Origin of the sequence: Candidatus Tumulicola sp. (genome assembly GCA_036490475.1) — a bacterium.
Taxonomy (GTDB): domain Bacteria; phylum Vulcanimicrobiota; class Vulcanimicrobiia; order Vulcanimicrobiales; family Vulcanimicrobiaceae; genus Tumulicola.
Genome location: DASXDT010000002.1, coordinates 91,613 through 107,890, shown reverse-complemented (window position 1 = coordinate 107,890; position 16,278 = coordinate 91,613). Strand labels below are relative to the sequence as shown.

General features: G+C 57.5%; 14 protein-coding genes. 5 read left to right on the top strand and 9 right to left on the bottom strand.

Annotated elements, in window-relative coordinates:
* Window positions 1-2: 2 nt before the first annotated feature.
* From VGF98_02025 to VGF98_02005, 5 genes are all read right to left on the bottom strand, one after another.
* Window positions 3-1,208 (bottom strand): glycosyltransferase, encoded by a 1,206-nt coding sequence (locus tag VGF98_02025; protein HEY1680400.1) that lies wholly within the window; start codon window positions 1,206-1,208, stop codon window positions 3-5.
* Window positions 1,209-1,216: 8 nt separating this feature from the next.
* Window positions 1,217-2,248: a glycosyltransferase family 9 protein gene (locus VGF98_02020; protein ID HEY1680399.1), complete on the bottom strand. Its 1,032-nt coding sequence runs from the start codon at window positions 2,246-2,248 to the stop codon at window positions 1,217-1,219.
* Complete coding sequence (locus VGF98_02015; GenBank protein ID HEY1680398.1) at window positions 2,245-2,769, bottom strand: HAD-IIIA family hydrolase; 525 nt, start codon at window positions 2,767-2,769, stop codon at window positions 2,245-2,247. Before VGF98_02015 ends, VGF98_02020 begins: the two co-directional genes overlap by 4 nt.
* Window positions 2,770-3,589: 820 nt before the next feature.
* The gene (locus VGF98_02010; GenBank protein ID HEY1680397.1) at window positions 3,590-3,757 is read right to left on the bottom strand and encodes a hypothetical protein; all 168 of its coding nucleotides are present in this window, start codon (window positions 3,755-3,757) and stop codon (window positions 3,590-3,592) included.
* 1,685 nt (window positions 3,758-5,442) lie between these two features.
* Window positions 5,443-5,604, bottom strand: coding sequence for a hypothetical protein (locus VGF98_02005; GenBank protein HEY1680396.1), 162 nt, complete (start codon window positions 5,602-5,604; stop codon window positions 5,443-5,445).
* A 418-nt stretch (window positions 5,605-6,022) separates the two neighbouring features.
* Between VGF98_02005 and VGF98_02000 the strand changes: the two genes are divergently transcribed.
* A complete protein-coding gene (locus tag VGF98_02000; protein ID HEY1680395.1) occupies window positions 6,023-6,514 on the top strand; it encodes a hypothetical protein in 492 nt (163 codons plus the stop codon).
* A gap of 239 nt (window positions 6,515-6,753) precedes the next feature.
* On the opposite strand, the gene VGF98_01995 is transcribed toward VGF98_02000, so the two are convergent.
* On the bottom strand, window positions 6,754-6,966 hold the full coding sequence (locus tag VGF98_01995) for a hypothetical protein (protein ID HEY1680394.1): 213 nt from the start codon (window positions 6,964-6,966) through the stop codon (window positions 6,754-6,756).
* Between the two features lie 165 nt (window positions 6,967-7,131).
* Between VGF98_01995 and VGF98_01990 the strand changes: the two genes are divergently transcribed.
* The 3 genes from VGF98_01990 to VGF98_01980 all read left to right on the top strand — a co-directional run bounded on the left by VGF98_01990 (window position 7,132) and on the right by VGF98_01980 (window position 10,153).
* Window positions 7,132-7,509: a hypothetical protein gene (locus tag VGF98_01990; protein ID HEY1680393.1), complete on the top strand. Its 378-nt coding sequence runs from the start codon at window positions 7,132-7,134 to the stop codon at window positions 7,507-7,509.
* A 134-nt stretch (window positions 7,510-7,643) separates the two neighbouring features.
* Window positions 7,644-8,618, top strand: a complete 975-nt coding sequence (locus VGF98_01985) for a protein kinase (protein HEY1680392.1) — start codon at window positions 7,644-7,646, stop codon at window positions 8,616-8,618.
* On the top strand, window positions 8,615-10,153 hold the full coding sequence (locus VGF98_01980) for a hypothetical protein (GenBank protein ID HEY1680391.1): 1,539 nt from the start codon (window positions 8,615-8,617) through the stop codon (window positions 10,151-10,153). The genes VGF98_01985 and VGF98_01980 overlap by 4 nt, the downstream gene beginning before the upstream one ends.
* Window positions 10,154-11,316: 1,163 nt before the next feature.
* Here the strand turns inward: VGF98_01980 and VGF98_01975 are convergent.
* From VGF98_01975 to VGF98_01965, 3 genes are all read right to left on the bottom strand, one after another.
* Complete coding sequence (locus tag VGF98_01975; GenBank protein HEY1680390.1) at window positions 11,317-11,943, bottom strand: DUF4126 domain-containing protein; 627 nt, start codon at window positions 11,941-11,943, stop codon at window positions 11,317-11,319.
* Between the two features lie 680 nt (window positions 11,944-12,623).
* Window positions 12,624-13,058 carry an antitoxin Xre-like helix-turn-helix domain-containing protein gene (locus tag VGF98_01970; protein ID HEY1680389.1) on the bottom strand — a complete coding sequence of 145 codons (435 nt, stop codon included), beginning with the start codon at window positions 13,056-13,058 and terminating at the stop codon, window positions 12,624-12,626.
* Between the two features lie 354 nt (window positions 13,059-13,412).
* The gene (locus VGF98_01965; protein HEY1680388.1) at window positions 13,413-13,820 is read right to left on the bottom strand and encodes a hypothetical protein; all 408 of its coding nucleotides are present in this window, start codon (window positions 13,818-13,820) and stop codon (window positions 13,413-13,415) included.
* 1,910 nt (window positions 13,821-15,730) lie between these two features.
* Here VGF98_01965 and VGF98_01960 point away from each other — a divergent pair.
* The gene (locus VGF98_01960) at window positions 15,731-16,126 is read left to right on the top strand and encodes a VOC family protein (protein ID HEY1680387.1); all 396 of its coding nucleotides are present in this window, start codon (window positions 15,731-15,733) and stop codon (window positions 16,124-16,126) included.
* Window positions 16,127-16,278 lie beyond the last annotated feature (152 nt).

The window sequence follows — 16,278 nt, the reverse complement described above, 5'->3', positions numbered from 1 at the left end:
CTTTATCTCGCCATCGCGAAACGTTGCCGAGCTTCACCGTCGATCACTGAACGGTATGCATCCAGCGTCTCCAGTGCGACGTTCGACCAGGCATAGTGCGATATCGCTCGTTCGCGCGCCGCACGACCGAAGGCTCGCCGAAGATCCTCATCCGCCTGCAGCCGGCGTAATGCATCGGCAAGTTCACGTGGCGAGCGAGGCGATACGTGGAAGCCTGTCACGCCGTCGATCACCGTGTCTTTCAAGCCGCCCACATTCGACGCAACGACCGGTTTGGCGCATGCCATTGCTTCCAGGGCCACAATACCGAACGGTTCATACCACGGCGCGCAGACGACGACATCAGCGGACCGCAGGAGTTCGACCACTCGCTCACGCTCGACGGCGCCGCGTAGAAAGACGCGCTCGGTAACGCCGTAAAGTGACGCGAGAGCTATTAACCTCCTCGTTTCGTGATCGTCCGCGAACCGGTCGGCTTCCCCACCACCAGCAATGACTAATTCCGCGTTTGCTACCGATGCAATACTTTCGATTATCGTATCGACACCTTTTCGTGGAACGAGTCGCGAAATCGTGGCGACCCGTAGCATATCCGGGTTTTTTATTTCGCAGACGCCATCCGGAGAAAACTGCTCGACGTCGACGCCGCAGGGAATGATGCGAACTGCGTGTAGGGGCGTGCCCATATCTTGTAATTCCACGAGTTCGGCTCTCGACGTTGCCACAATACAATCGACTTCTCTCGCGATCCTTGCTTCCTCGAACAGACGAATCGACGGCGATGTATCGGCCGTCCCCTGGTGTCGCAGCTTTTCGACGCCGAGAGCATGATACGTGTGCACGGCGGGAAGTCCAAACGCATCCGCAGCAGCGATCGCTGCAATGCCGCTCATCCAAAAGTGCGAATGCACGACATCCGGGCGGCTAACGTTCCATGCAAGCCGCAGCCCTCTTGAAAACTCCGCGACGTGCGGGTAGATCGCATCCTTCGCGATACGCATAACTGGTCCGGCGTCTATGTGATGAACGACGACACCTGAGGCCATAACGACTCTTTTGGGCAGCCGGGCATCATCACGGCGCGTAAACACGGTGACGGAGTGTCCGAGTGCCGTCATCGCTGCCGCGAGGGCAGCAACGTGTACATTTTGGCCGCCCGCGTCGACGCTTCCGAGACTGGCGAGCGGGCTGGCATGTTCCGAAACCATTGCGATGTTCATCGATGCGCACCGAGACGATTTACGGCCGCCGTCTTTTCGCGGACTCGATCCAGCGCGGACAGCACCTCGTCGACGCTCACACTGTCGATACAGGCGTGATCGCCTCGCGGACATGTGCGGGCTCGACAGCCTTTGCAGACTATCTGCTGATCGCCCAATAGCACGTGCTCGACCATCCAAGGTCGAAAACGCACCGCCGGTATCGTCGGTGCGAATAAGGAAACGATCGGCGTACCGACGGCGGCGGCGACGTGCGCAGCGCCGGTATTGCCCACGACGATCGCACTAGAATCGGCGATTACTCGTGCCAATTCGGTCAGACTGGTTTTGCCTGCGAGGTTGAGGGCAGAATCGCCGGCAACGAAATCGCACAGATCCGATTCGCCGGCCGTTCCCGTTACGACGACGCGACTTCCGCGAGCGTTCAGCGCTTTGACGAGTTGCCGATTGAGAGCCGGTTTCCACGCGCGCGCCGGAACGGTCGAACCTGGATGAACGACAATGTATCCGTGGATGTCGCCCAGTGGATTCGTGGGCTCGATTCGCATCGTAAGGCGTGCATCGTCTCTCGACGGCAACGAAAAGCCCGCAGCTCGAGCCAACGAAAGCGCGCGCTCGACCTCGTGAATATCATCGGGGACGCGGCACCGAATATCGAGCAAACTACCGGCGTAGTCTTCGCTTATGGCAGCGATCTTGCGCACGGCGGCCAGTCTTAGGAGTAAGGCGATCGGTAACGGACTCTGATGAAATGATGTGAACACGACCGCTTGGGCGAATTCTCGTTTACGAATGTCCGCTACAAAGCTCGCTATATCCATGGGCCTGACGGGATGTGGAACCGCTTCGATCCATCCCGCCTCATGGCAGACCACAGCGTCGACGCAGGCGGTCGCTTCGGCGGCGGCACGACCCGACGGACCGCAGAGCAAAGTAAGGCGCGTGCAGCCCGCGGCCAGAGCACGCAAGGCGGGCCCCGTCAAGAGCACGTCTCCGTTGTTGTCTTGCCGTACTGCGAGGATGTTCAAATGTTGCCTGCGAGAATAGAGTCGACCGCTTGATCGAGATGCAACGCTACGGCCGGCGCGGCCAAAACTTCCTCGGGCCGAGTACTCGCCGTTGGAATCAAAATGCCCCTGGCCCCGGCGGCCCGGGCAGCATCCATGTCCGTACCGATGTCGCCAATGACCACACAATCTTCGGGATGGACGCCCAACTCCATAGCCGCGCGAAAAACCAGACCGGGGTTCGGTTTGCGACAATCGCATCCGGCACGCTCGCTATGCTCGCAAATGAAGATCGGGCCGAGCGGTCCGAGTAGTTGTTCGGCTCTGACATTCACAGCACGCACTTGTTCGGAGGTGAGCTGCCCGAGCGCTACGCCGCTTTGGTTCGAAATCACCGCCGTAAGAATATTCGCGTGCCGCAGTCGTTGAAGCGCGGAACGGGCATACGGCATGGGCGTAACTTTCGAGGGGTCCGCGTTGCCGCGAAGGTCGACGATTATGGTTCCGTCTCGGTCAAGGAGCACAGCGAGTGCCTGCGCCATTCAGAATCGCGATCGAGAAGTCAGTACCACGTACGCGAAGCCTTAGGCCGTGAACTGAGGTGCATGCATGCGGTGTTCTACCCCGTCGTCGCGACCGCGAAGCAATCTGCACGTCTCCGTATTGTGATCGGTTGGGGACTGCCGCACCGCGCAGGACCGGCCACGGACCGCTCAAAGGATTTCGAAATCGGAATCCCCATCTCTCGTTTTGTGGGTTCGCGGTGCGCTGGGGCGCGCCGGAGCGGTCATCTCAACACGACCGAAGCGAAACGCTACGATGGATCGACAAGCGGCTTTCCAACGGGCTTGAGGCCACCGGGATCGGCGATCCCTCCAACATGACTACGGCATGGGGCGAGGTTGCATTGGCGCCGCAGCCAGCTTGGCGGGCCTCAAATCTTAGAGTTTTCGGGTGCGAGCTGCGCGTAGTTAACAAAGCACTGGGGTATCCTAAATGTCGGCGGCGATCTACCTATTTTACGACTTTCGCTGAGCTTAACTGAACTTTGCGTGAATAAATGAGATCTGACATCTCAATCAAGGATTCACGACCTGCTCAATCGATCGGCATTACCTGCGCCGGATCCGCCTTTGCGGTCGATGACGACAGTTTTTGATTGAGCACACCGAAGACCGGATGACGGAACGACGATATGCGAGACTGAAGGCGGCGAACTGGTCCTTTTATCGGGATCCTGCTTGAAGAACCACGGAATCGCAATTACGTTAGAGGGGGCGAACCCCCCAGCGCACTAAGCACCGAGCTAGACTCGGAACGGATTATTTCTCGTATCTTTGCTCAGGACCCGATCATGTTGCGCTATGCGTATTGCCAGGTGCAGCCCTTGGCGGACGCCTCTTCGCCGAAATGGTGACAGGGCGCGAAGCGCGTGCCGCCCGTAACGTTGTCCTCGATCTCGGGATGTTGCGTGCATTTCACTTGCCCGTCTTGCGGAACGATGTCGCCAGGTTTGTAGGTAACTGCCATGTTGGTTTTTTCGTTCTCTCCGCAATTGGTCGCCTGGAGATGTTACCCGTCGCCACTTGGTCTCTCACATCAGGCCTTACCTAGTCTATTCCTGGCCGCATTCGCCCGGGGTTGGACGCGATGCCAGTGGAGTTTAACCGTTTGACACACGGGTAACATTGGCGAAGCAGAACAAACGTGACGACGCAGAGGGCCAGCAAGAACCCTTTTCGACCTTGTACCCGCCGCTCACGCGCACCCCAAGGCTTGTACCAGACAACGTGGGAATCCGCAGGCCATCGACGGAGCCCATATCGCTCGAAGGCGGCTGCTATGATGCTCCTCGGCGGAATGATCTGAAACGGGAACTCTCTGGACTTGAGCCGCATCGCGACATCGTCTTGGAGCTTGCTCGCACCGAGCATTTGGATTTCTCATGCATCGGCATATTGATCCGGAAGCTCCGAGTTTGGCGGGATCGCGAACCCAAGACCAATCTTCGACTGCGGAACATTTCCTCGAACTTCGCCATTACGCTGCGTCTATTGAAACTCGACGAGGGCCCCTTGTAGAAAGCGTGCGATCCGGGTGAACTGGCGCGGATTCGTAGTGCTTCGACGGCATGTGGGCTATTGCACGCTCGGCTGGTAGGCGGTTTTTATTGGTCGCAACACGCACTAGAAGTCCAGGTGTCGAAGCAAGGAGCAGGCAGGGGTATCGCAACCATTGTTCTCCGGCTGCTGCCGGTTTTCACAGGCGAAAAACCGTTGACAGAGGCGTACGAAAATTGATGATTTCTGATTGCGAGAGTCCTTACGACAGTAATATTTAGAAAGGATGAAAGCATGTCGAATCAACTCCCCGCATTCCGGGAAATGGAGCCGTCGCGCAGGCCGCCCGTTCAGTGAACGCCGTTGCCGCGATCTCATGGGATTCGATCCATTCCAAAACCTTCGCCCCTCCTACGGCTTCGACTATGACGTCAGCCGAAACGAAAGCGGCTACGAAGTCGAGGTTCCGGTTCCTGGTTATAGCGCAGAACAGGTCGATGTGTCCCTCAAAGACGGCTTTTGAGCGTGGTAAGTAAGTCACAGCGTCGCTCTTTCACCCGTTCATTCAAGATTCCGGAGGATGTCGATGTCGAAGCAATTAGTGCGTCGGTTCAGGAGGGAATGTTGCGACTCGCCCTTCCGCGACGATCCGAAGCGAAGCCGCGAAAAATCAGCGTCGATCGACAACCTTGAAACCGTTCGGCCTTCACCGATCGTTGCGCCAATCGACATCGTAAGCACCTGGAGAAATCGGTACCGCTTTGACGCGCACTCGCTGAACTAAGCGATCCTCCCCGCCCGGGAAACGCACACGGTATTATTGCTCAAGAGTGCCGGGGACAGACCGCCTTGCGAATGCCTCCGCAGGGCCTTCTGCCATAACACACCCACCACGTGGAAGCGCGGTCGAGCTGCCAACGCCCTACTGTCGTTTAGTGGCGCCGCCGCGAGAGCATGAACATTCGGCTTGGCCTTCCTGCCAATGTTAGAATGACGTGATGAAGAGAGGCGCGGCGCCAGTCGCGCGGCGCCTCTCTTGCCCGTCACTGAGCCGTGGTGAATGAGCTGACGATCACGTTGGGAGTGCAGCCGCTTCCGCCGTTGTTCCAAACAGGTTGACGCTTTGGAGTGGACCGATCGACTGCGGGAAGTAGGCTAGATAAACGGTGTGCCCTGCGACGGGCTGGCGTGCGGGTTGGGTATCGTTCCGGTGTAGTGCGCGAATTGTGCGGCGTACTGTTGCGCGCCGCTACTCGAAACGGGCAAGAAATTATATTGATTGCCGCTCGGCAAAGCGGGGTTTACGGCAAGGAACACGCCAGGGACACCGGGATTTACGTGCGTGGCGCCCGAGATCGGGTGCAGGACCTGGAAGCCGGCGGGTGGGCCGCCACAGTTAGTTCCAAAGCCAGTGTTATTCGTGCTGTTGTTGCATGCGGTTAGCAGGAGTACTGCCGCGCGACGGCCGCGATTGAGTATGAGAACGGTTTCAATGTCGGAAATCCTCCGTTGACGGCGGGCGCCTTCTCGCGGAATGGAAAAAAGCGTCACCGATATACCCAGTCAAGAGTGCTCCAAATGGTGGAACACAAAGCGGTAAGGCATGGCTGGCGGCATCGAATCGTGATCGAGATAGTAAAGCTTCATCGCGCAGCCAATGCAGTCGGCCGTGTGCCTTCTTAGCAGCACTGAAGCTTTCAGTTTAGCGCCCAGCGCGCTGTGGTAGTAGTGGAGTATGACTACTTCAAGCGATTTCGAATCGGGAATGTACTACGACCCCGAAGCTGCTGAAGCTCGGATTCAAAGGCTCTATGAGTTAGGCTATTCCGACAAAGACATAAGCGTCATGATGCGCGATAAAGAAAAGGCGAAAGCTTTTGCCGAGCACAAAGGCGGCCACGCTGCCGAAGGCGCTGTCACCGGTGGCGCGATTGGCGGCGGTCTTGGCGCGATAATCGCCGGCCTGACAGCGACGGGCAGCATCGTAGCTGTTGCGGGAACGGGCGGTCTAGCCGCGCCCTTGGTAGTCGGGCCGCTCGTGGCTGTGCTTGCGGGCTTAGGTGCTGGTGCGACCGCGGGCGGTATCGTAGGGGCGCTCGTCGGAGCCGGCATTCCAAAGGAGAAAGCAGAGGAGTACCGCGAGGGCCTTGATCGCGGTGGCATTTTACTTGGTGTGAACGCACGTCCCGATAATCGCGATAAGGTGCGTGGCGTTTTTTCGGACTAGCAACGGAGCTCCCGTCCAACGAAAAGGAAGACCTCGCCTTGGCGAGATCTTCCTTTGCTTATTTCCGAGCAATATACCGTGCGGCTTAATCGCGGCGTCGAGCATTCGTAACGGCGCGCACACGACACTAACCGCTTGACTCAGTGGGGCGCCGGAACCGAGATAATGCTGGGCGCAAGCCACCGCACCTCATTAACAAACCTTTTCGTCGCCCTGCGTGGCTTCGCGTGCCGCCTGCTTCACTTCGTCGGAGCCTGAAGCGTTCGTCCGGGAATGCGGAGCCAACCTGAGATCTCCGTCGCGGTAACGTCGCCGGCGCTCAGCACGTGCTGCAATGCGGCGCTCGGGAACCCCGCCGCAATTGCTGAGCCGAAGTCGGCTAACGTACGAACCGATCGTCCGATTCCCGCTTTACCGCCTAACAGGCGGGTGACATCTGCGACCTCAACCATATACAACCTCTTTAGCAACTATGCCAAAGCAAGAACTTCAGGCGATAAATATGACCTGGCACAGCGTAGTCTGGTACGGGTTGCCACGGTGTGTTACTATGAGCCAACCTATGAACACTGACGTGAACTAAGATGCGAACTCTGCCCGCTTGTTCGGACGAGGCAGTGCTGCGAGCCGGCGAGGCGCCAGCGCGCCTCACTCCGGGGTCTGTGGTCCGCGAGCTGCTTGAGGTCCTTGGTGCCGCGATTGTTTCCGGCATTGGCGGCGTAAGGAACGCCCGTTCTATCTACCAGTGGCTGAGCGGCGAGCGTCAGCCCGAGAAGTTACAAAACTTGCGTTTCGCACTGCAGATCGTTTACGTGATGCGTGCCGCCGGCGAGTCGGACCAGACGATCTCGGCATGGTTCACTAGCGTTAACGTGCGTCTGAAGGACGCGACTCCAGCCAGTCTTCTATCAACCAACACCGTTACTGACATAGGCGCAAGCCTGATGGGCGCCGTGCGAGCTTTTCTGGAGCCGACTGCGGGGGAGGAGCAATGATTAGCGGCCCCGGTGCTAGCTACGATGACGACGTACCAACGCACGCCGAAACCTTGGAGGGACGCACACTTAACGGTGGGTGGTTGGTCGAAAAGCGTATTTCGAACACCGAATACAGCGGCGGATATAATTCGGTGAGCTACATCGTTCGTAACGAAGCTAGCGGAAAGCGTGGATTTCTAAAAGCCTATGATCTTCAGGCTGTCCTAGAGAAAGCACAGAAAGAGCCCGGGTTCAGTCCCATGGAGAGCCTAAATAAGTTGACGGCGGTATATATGTTCGAACGCGATCTTTTGGACGATTGCGGGAAGATGGACCGTATCATCGACCTTATTGACCACGGAGAAACCTTTCTCAAGCCGGCCGACGTTAGTAGCTTCGTTCCATACATCGTTTGCGAACTCGCGGATGGCGGCGACATCCGCAATACTTTGCCGCTTCTTGATCCGAAAGAAACCGAGTGGCGGCTTTCAACACTCCATCATGTCGCCACCGCAATTGCGCAGCTGCATCGAAGAGATATCGCGCACCGCGACATTAAACAGGCAAATATTCTCGACACCGAAGCTGGCCGCAAACTTGGGGATCTCGGAAGCTGCACGCGCCGCGGTCGGCCAGAGGTCCACGATAGCTCCTTCCCGGGAGACATGCGGTTTGCGGCTCCCGAGGTCGTCTACGGTTATGAGCACCCAGATTGGGTGTCAAGGCACATCCCGGGCGACCTCTATGCCCTCGGCAGCGTCGCATGTTTTCTGTTCACGGGCCTATCGATCTGCAAACTTCAGATGCACGCAAACCTTAGTGTTGCTCATCGACCACCTTTCTACGGCGGATTGTGGAAAGGTACGTTCCAGGACGCGAGGCCTTATCTGGTCGACGCCTTCGGTAAGACCTTGCAGCAAATCGAAGCGGCACTTCCCGAACCGCGTGGTTCCTTCAACTACCGCCCAGAACTAATGGAGCTAATCGTCCAGCTTTCGCATCCCTGGCCGGAGGAACGCGGCGTAATTGAGCGGGGCGGCGGCCGTTCGCTGTCGCTGACAAAGATCATTTCTAAGTTCGATCTGCTCGTGAAAAAGACGCGTGTGCGCCGTCGAGCAATCGCATGAAGCGCCGGAAGCAACGAGGTATCCTTGATTCAGAGGCGCGCACAATAGTCCCGCGCTGGCGTCCTTTCGACGAAGCAGTTAGGCGGGATGATCTTTCGGCCACATCATCGTCCTCGACCGCTCCCGTCCAAGACGACGGCGATGCTTACGAATATGAACAATCGCTCGAAGCGTTTCGCGCGCATCGCGACAAGTGGTTCGCCGGAGACGTCTTCGTCGATGCACTTGCCCGAAATGACTTTTCCGCGGCAGCAGAGATCGCCACGTTCCTTTTGAACATCGAATCTAACGCGTCCGATCCACTTCGCCAAATTGCCGCGCTGCACTTGGAAGCGGACGGAGTGCAGCCCGACTCGACCGCGAACTATCGCGTACAAATCAAGCGCTTGCGCCAGCGCATTCGCGCTTTTCCTCGGAATGGTATAGCGTGGGCCGACCTCGGCTACCATTTGAATCTTGCCGGCAGCTTCGACGCCGCAGACCGAGCCCTTCGCGTTGCGACCCAACTTGCACCAAACAACCGTTTTGTGCTGCGCGCTGCAGCACGCTTCCACATGCACCACGAACGCTTTGCGAAAGCGCAGGCAGTACTCAACGCGTCTCCGGCAACGTCCCATGACCCGTGGCTCCTTGCGGCCGAGATTGCCGCAGCGACGGGCGCGGAGCGCCGGTCGCGTCATCTGCAGAGTGGGCGCACAATCGTTAAGGATGGGAACTTTAGCCGTTTCCAAACGAGTGAGCTTGCTAGTGCGATCGGGACAGCCGAGTTAGTTTTCGAGGGTCCACGACGTCAGATACGCACCATGTTTGCTGCGTCACTTGAAGATCCAACTGAAAATAGTGTTGCTCAAGCCGAGTGGGCTGCGAGGCGACATGACGGTTTGGCAGAGAAGCCGCGTTTGGACGTTTTAGCGGATACGTACGAAGCGCGGGCGTGGGACAGCTTTGCGCGGGGGAACTTTGACGACGCCATAACGTTTACTCGCGCGTGGCTTAGAGATCAACCGTTCGCCGCGATGCCGGCGAAGCTACTTTCTTGGATGCTCGCCTGCCTAAAAGACGACCACCGGGGGGCAATCGATATCCTTCGCCGATCCTTGCGACCGAATCCGCATGACTCCGGACTGCTTAACAATATCGCGTTTTCATGCGCTAGCCTTAACGAAACCGACTTAGCAAGACGTTACATCGACCGAGCTTCGCTCTTTTGCCAGGACGACGACGAAGACTCGCGCCTGATTGTCACCGCTACACGGGGCTTAATAGCGTTCAGGGAGCACTGCCCTGAGCAGGGGCGAGCGTTGTATCTCGAGGTGATTGAGCGCGCGCACGCGCTTAAGGCGGACACGCGCATAGCGGCGATGGCTTGGTCCAACCTCGCGCGCGAGGAAGTATTCGCGGAATCTCAATTTGCGCCGACAGCCGCTGCCGAGGCATTTGACCATGCTCGGACGGCCAAGGAAGCACACGTTCGCGCTTTATACGAACATGTCGAACCGATTTTGGTACCGCTGCTCGCCGTGCCGAAGCTTTGAGGGAGCGCTTGAGTAGAGTGGGCTCGGACACACTAGCGGCCAATCTGACTGAACGCCCCACATAAGCCGTTGCTGGGGGTCTTCGCTCAGGCGCAGCTTATATCAGGTCAGCTTGATTCTGAGCAGCCACCTCGTCGCCTCTCGAGCCTCCAGTCGCCCATTGATCGAACGCCCCCGGGTTTTGTTCGAGACTCCGAAGGGCTTCGAGGAGGGCTCACAAACCGAGGTTCATGCCTTACTAAGTACCCCTTTCGTCCGTCGATTGGTTACCACATTACGTCCGGTCTTTTAGATACGGCCATCTCCGATTCGGAGCAGCTTGCTCTTGTCTGCATGGCTGGGCCGTCACAAGACTCTTGCAGTCCACATACCGGCGCGCGCATGGACCGCGACGCAGGTGCAAAGATTCAGTCGAGTCTAGCGCCGCTGCTACTCGCTCGCTCTCGGTTAGCGCGTCTAAAACGCCGCGAGTAAGATTAGCGACGCTCAGGAGGTCGGGGACTATTTTTCGGATAACAGGCAGCAAATCTGTACATCAGATGACACCCTGACATGGCTATTTGCGTGACATGACAAGTACTGAATTTGTAAAGCGTTGCGGTCAACGGGACGTGAGTAGTGGACTCTTTTGTACACTTCCCGTCGGACACGATGGAGACCATGACACCCGTCCTGACGCATATACGCACCCGGGCTGGAACTCGGAGCTTTGTGGGGCCGAGAGCCCGAAAGATGGGCGCCGCTGCGTGCGCTCCATAGGGCACAAGACTAAGCATTCACCCTACGGCGAAAGCCCGGTGGGCGGTGGTTCGTACATTGCGTGTGGCGTCATTGCATTGATTGGTCTAACTTTGGCAATCGGAGATGCGGCTACGGCGCCTACTTTTTCAATATCTTGGATGGGTCTCGCGCCATCGATAGCATTTGCGTGCATTTTCGTTTATGGATTGGCGACGGGCAGAATAAATTCCGAGTGGTCGTGACTCGACTAGTTAGGGCCTGATACATATTTGCGATTCAGCTCGCGAGCCACGGTCGCCTAGCGCGATCGCCGAAACGAACTGTTGAGTATGACTTGCCGGCGAGACTCTTCTAGTCGGAAAGCTCCAATAATACCTCATATGCGGTGGTAACGTTGCCTAATTTACCATGTGGAGCACTCTTCAGATGAGAGGACCTATTTCCATGCCAGCTGCGTTTTCCGCCGCCCGCATTCGATGCTCTCGTACGAGACGGAAAAAAGCACGAATAAACCTGACCGAAACTAATGTTAGCATAACCGCTACGACCGCTGCAGCAATAGGAACCAGTATGGCCGCGGCGATAGCAACGACGCATAAAATGTCTTCAACCACGCTTACGATGGGGTTTACCGCACCAAAAGTAAAGGTTGTCGTAAAGCCTCGTGCAGTAGCCAAGATGAAATGTAACCCTACAGCATTTGCAGCTGACGCTACCATCAAGGCCCCTTCGGTGGCCTCGTGCATGCTTCGCGCATCGTGAAAATGGACGGTGCCGCCGGCGACCAGCACGGCAGCGATCGGTTTAGCTCCGAAGTGCAGCAAATGAAGTAAATGATCTAGAACCGGAATTTTGTCACCCGCAAATTCGACAAAGGCCAGCAGAGAAAGCAAGATGCATACACCATCCTGGCCGAGCCAAGCGAATGCTGCTGCGGGGTGAAGCGTACCGTCGTGCATTAGCCAAGCACTAATCGCAAGCATAAGGCAAGGTCGAATTCCAGCCGCCGTACTTAATCCGTACGCCATAGCATAGCCGCCGCCATCCATATTCGCTCCTTCGCCAGGCTCCGATGAACTGTAGGTAGCGCTTAAAGACATCCGTCGTACGATCCTGTTCCTTCACACTCGAGGATCAGGCGGCTCTTGGAAGCCTAAATATTGTGTCGGAACGTTCCATGTCGAGCCCCATCGGCTTATCTCAAGGTTTTAACGAAACGACTCCCACCGGCCAAGCGCGCCAGGTCCGAGGAAGCGTGTGGTCGGTCAAGCTCACTGCAATCAGCAGGGAAATACCGTCGTATCGAGCGCGAAGGAGTACACGTTAAAACTGACTTCGACAAGTCTAAGTGCTGCGGTTGATGAGCACGTTCTCGTAGGAATAATCGCCGATGGGCACACAGAAGTAGGCTCGTATTCGCGCGTGGCGACCTACATCGCCGATGTCTAAAACTTTCGGAAGGCGAGGATACTCGCGTCAGTTCAGCGGGAGCGAGCATCCGTATGACAACCGTACGATTTCATTTCGAACCGAAACCTTCTCGACAACAAGGTCGGTTGGCAAATAATCGACGTCTACATGAACAAGATACTCTAGTAACGCAAGCGATAGTGTTCGGACGTTGCAGCGAGAGGGACAGCCGGGCGATTCCAGCGCCCCCAGTAGAGTCGCGACCATTCACCGTCGAGGGTCGTACTCGAATGGACAGATCGAGTGATGCGCCAAAGCATCAACTTACCGCGCCATAGTCGATTCGGCCGAGAACTTGCTCCACTGCACGAAAGCCCGGCTCTGTCGAAATCAGCCGAACTGGAATAGCCCCACCCAAGGCCCCGTTCTCACGCCGTAAGCCACTTGTACCGCGATCGCGGTTGCCCAGTGCCTTTTGGGCGACTGCAACGATATACACGAAGCGGTAGAGTTTGTCGCTTTCGTCGGCTGGAAGCCGTTCTCGCTCTTTGAGGCGCATGAGCGTCCGTACGGGAATGCGAAGCCAATCGGAGATCTCCGTTGCGGTAACTTCGCTGCTGCTCAGCACGTGCTGTAATGCGGCGCTCGGGAACCCCGCCGCAATAGCTGAGCCAAAGTCCGCGAACGTATGAACCGTTCGTCCTATTCCCGCTTTACCGCCTAACAGGCGGGCGACATCCGCGACTGTAACCATTCACGTCTTCCGATCGGCGCTGTTCGCTTGCATTTGAGCACGTTTTGCATCGAAATCTGAGACGACGGTGTCGCGCCATCGAATACGCGACCGTGGACAACGGCTTACATGTCCAGGAGAGGGCGATGATGCATATGGGCCCCTTCGCCGTCGAACGTGCGAGAAAGGGCGAAGGTGCGAAGAGGCCCCTTTGCCACCGAACGTGTGCGAACGCTATCACTCACATGAACTAGCGGTGGCCACGGGTGCCCACGGGTGGCCACAAAGCTCGCGTTTGAGTACAATTTGCAACGAGGTCTGAGACAACTGTATCGCGCCATCGATGCTAGGCGACGCCGCCATGTGCCGACTCCGTCAGCGAGCCGCGGCAGCGTCGGCGCTAATCCGCTCTACGTCTTCATCCGCATGTGTCAGCCACGCGATGATCGCGCGCGTAGCGATAGCTTCACCCTCAGCGGTCATTCTGACGGTCACTGCTTGAGCGGGGAACATCTTGCGGCTTTCGCGGGCAGCTTCTCCCGGTTGCAGCGGATCGAGCGATTGATCGAGCCCGCTGATTTGCACGCGACCGCCGCGAGCTAACGATAAGACGACAAGGCGGCCGGCATACGAAAAACTGCCAGGCTGCCCTTCGCGCGTTCGATTATGTGTTGCCCGGAGGACGTCTGCTTGTTGGGCCACTGCGTTTGCAACGTTGTTGCACCAGTTCTCGAAGCGCTGCGCGAGCGGCACGTGCATAGGCTTGAAGTTAGACGCCTCCACGAAAGACGCTCCTACGACTATTGAATTCAACACTGCAACACCCGGCGAAGAGGCAAAGGGGCGAAGACGCCCCTTTTAGCCGTCAAACGTGCGAGAAAGGGCGAAGGTGCGAAGAGGCCCCTTCGGTATCTCATGCGTCTTATAAGACACGTCGCGCGTTCCGATTCGCAGCGCCCGGCTGACGCGAAGAGTCCCGTCGATTTCGTTTCGATCAGCGCGCTTTCAGCTCGCGTTTTGAGCACGATTTGCATGGAGATCTGAGACGACGGTGTCGCGCCATCGACGCGACGCGACCGCCGACAACGGCTTACAAGTCCAGGAGAAAGGGCGAAGAGGCCTATAGGCCCTTTTGGTATCCCAAGCGTTACGTCACGTCACTGTCCGAGTTCATCGAGGAATCGTGTAATCGCGAACGAGACGACGCTCGATGGGCGGAGCCCCGGATATTCTTTGAAAAGATACTCCAGGCGACAATCGAGTCTGTCGCCGAGTCGCACGGCTCGTCGGCGTGTAGACTCACCGGATGCATGCGGTCGCATACGTATCATCTCGATGAACAACTTTTGCTGCGCATCCGTCAGCTCACGCTTCTGATCGGGAGCATGACCTAAGTACGGGTTATCTTTCATGGCGCTTCGAGCATCGAGCCCTTTGGCGGCGTTCCACGCTGTTGTACGATGTCGTTAATGGTGCGCGGGAGGCGGCGGTGTTGCGTCATGCGCATCTGGTTTCAGCGCGGCCAGCCCGACCCTTTCGGCTCCCAACGTGTATGCGCCAGACCGTCTCGAGTGGTGCGTCGCACACTGCCGGGAAAACGGGCCGAGAAACGCCCTGTGGCGTCGGGAACTGGGCCGGCGGGTGTTTGGTCGGCGCACACGCAGACGCTCCAGCACGGGCCACGCAACGCGCCGCTATGCACGCCTCGTCGATGAACGCTCCTAGCGCTTACCCCTCAGTCGTCTCCGAGATTCTGAATACGTAGAGTGAGGAGGGGGGTGCTGGATCGAGATCGGACCGGCGCCGTTGCGAACCGCACGCGTTTTCGGCTCGCGTTTGAGCACGATTTGCAGAATATCTAAGACCTCGGTGTTACGCCATCGATGCTGCGCGTCGGCCGGCAACGGCGTACGGGCCTGTAAGCCCACAGGGACATAGCGACATAGGGACATAGCGACATAGGGGTATAGCGACATAGGGGCATACGCCCCTTTGGCCAGGCGCAGAGATCCGTCGCGAATCTGCTACTGCAATGCAAGAGGCCCACGTCGAGGAGGCCGCAATCTAGCTGGTGGCAGCCGCGCTCTTAGCAACATTCACTGCATGCCTATCCCTTGCGAACGCGGCTCTTGGACAAACCCCTCCGTCGCCTTCACCAACCGCCGCTCCGTCGGGCCAGCAGCCTGTGCCGAAGAATTTCGATCCACGCGGCAAGCGAGAGATCCCAAATAATACGGCGTCACACGGTGCGCCGCAGGCTCCGGTGAGGCGTTGCTCTCCGCCGAATACGTCAGCGGAAAGATTGACGGTACGATGGCTCTAGGGCAAGATTCCGATCGAAGGGCGGTTCAATTTTCTGGTTCGGAGTGATCCGAACGCGATCGTAGATTTAAGGTGCGCAACGGACCTCGGATGACGTTGCTCCTCCAACTCGGACAGATGACGTTGTGCTAGGCATTCAACGATCTCAACGATCTCAACGATCTCGTCAAGCGCGTTGAGGCCTTGCAATTCTCTGCACCCGATGAGGACCACCCTATACAAAGGCCATTTATCGAGAGCGAATAGGGTCGGCCCGATGCGAGTTCTCGTGTAACATAAAGCGGCCTGGAGCGCGGACCGGAGTTTGAAACCACTTCGTAAATCGACGCCCGTTCGAGTTTGCCGCAAGGTGTGCTAGTGATTGTCTTTTAATGCTGCTCGCTATGTTCGACCATATCTCTATTGCCGTCTACAACTTGGATCGTGCGATAGCGTTTTACGACGCCGCATTCGCGCCACTTGGTGTCAGGCGGCTGTGGACTGTCGCTGACGCGGCGGGATACGGATACGAGGGCGCCGACGAGCCGTTCGCCGTCAAACAAATTCCAGACTCAGTTGAGATTGGCTCGAACAATGCAACTCACGTAGCTTTTCGTGCATCAGACCGCGAGACCGTGAAAGCCTTCCACGCCAGCGCCCTGCTGCACGGAGGAATCGACGAAGGTGCCCCAGGGTTACATCCAGAGTATGGGTCCGGATACTTCGCGGCCTTCGTGCGGGATCCGGACGGGAATAGACTTGAAGCGGTTCTCCATGAAGCGCGCTAGCTTGGCGCTGTCTCTCTCAAGTTGCGCCGTTCTGACCACTTGAGGATTGGCTGGTATGTATGTTTTCGTGAACCGCAGTGGCGCAAAGGCTAAATATGCTGTTTCGCAGCGATGTCGCACTACCGGAGCGCCGGCTGGCGCCGGTCCGAGCC

Bases quoted from the DNA above. Each gene is read 5' to 3' on its own strand.
- VGF98_02025 (HEY1680400.1), bottom strand. From the start codon at position 1,208: ATGGTTTCGGAACATGCCAGCCCGCTCGCCAGTCTCGGAAGCGTCGAC.
- VGF98_02015 (HEY1680398.1), bottom strand. From the start codon at position 2,769: ATGGCGCAGGCACTCGCTGTGCTCCTTGACCGAGACGGAACCATAATC.
- VGF98_02010 (HEY1680397.1), bottom strand. From the start codon at position 3,757: ATGGCAGTTACCTACAAACCTGGCGACATCGTTCCGCAAGACGGGCAA.
- VGF98_02000 (HEY1680395.1), top strand. From the start codon at position 6,023: ATGACTACTTCAAGCGATTTCGAATCGGGAATGTACTACGACCCCGAA.
- VGF98_01995 (HEY1680394.1), bottom strand. From the start codon at position 6,966: ATGGTTGAGGTCGCAGATGTCACCCGCCTGTTAGGCGGTAAAGCGGGA.
- VGF98_01980 (HEY1680391.1), top strand. From the start codon at position 8,615: ATGAAGCGCCGGAAGCAACGAGGTATCCTTGATTCAGAGGCGCGCACA.
- VGF98_01975 (HEY1680390.1), bottom strand. From the start codon at position 11,943: ATGGATGGCGGCGGCTATGCTATGGCGTACGGATTAAGTACGGCGGCT.
- VGF98_01970 (HEY1680389.1), bottom strand. From the start codon at position 13,058: ATGGTTACAGTCGCGGATGTCGCCCGCCTGTTAGGCGGTAAAGCGGGA.
- VGF98_01960 (HEY1680387.1), top strand. From the start codon at position 15,731: ATGCTGCTCGCTATGTTCGACCATATCTCTATTGCCGTCTACAACTTG.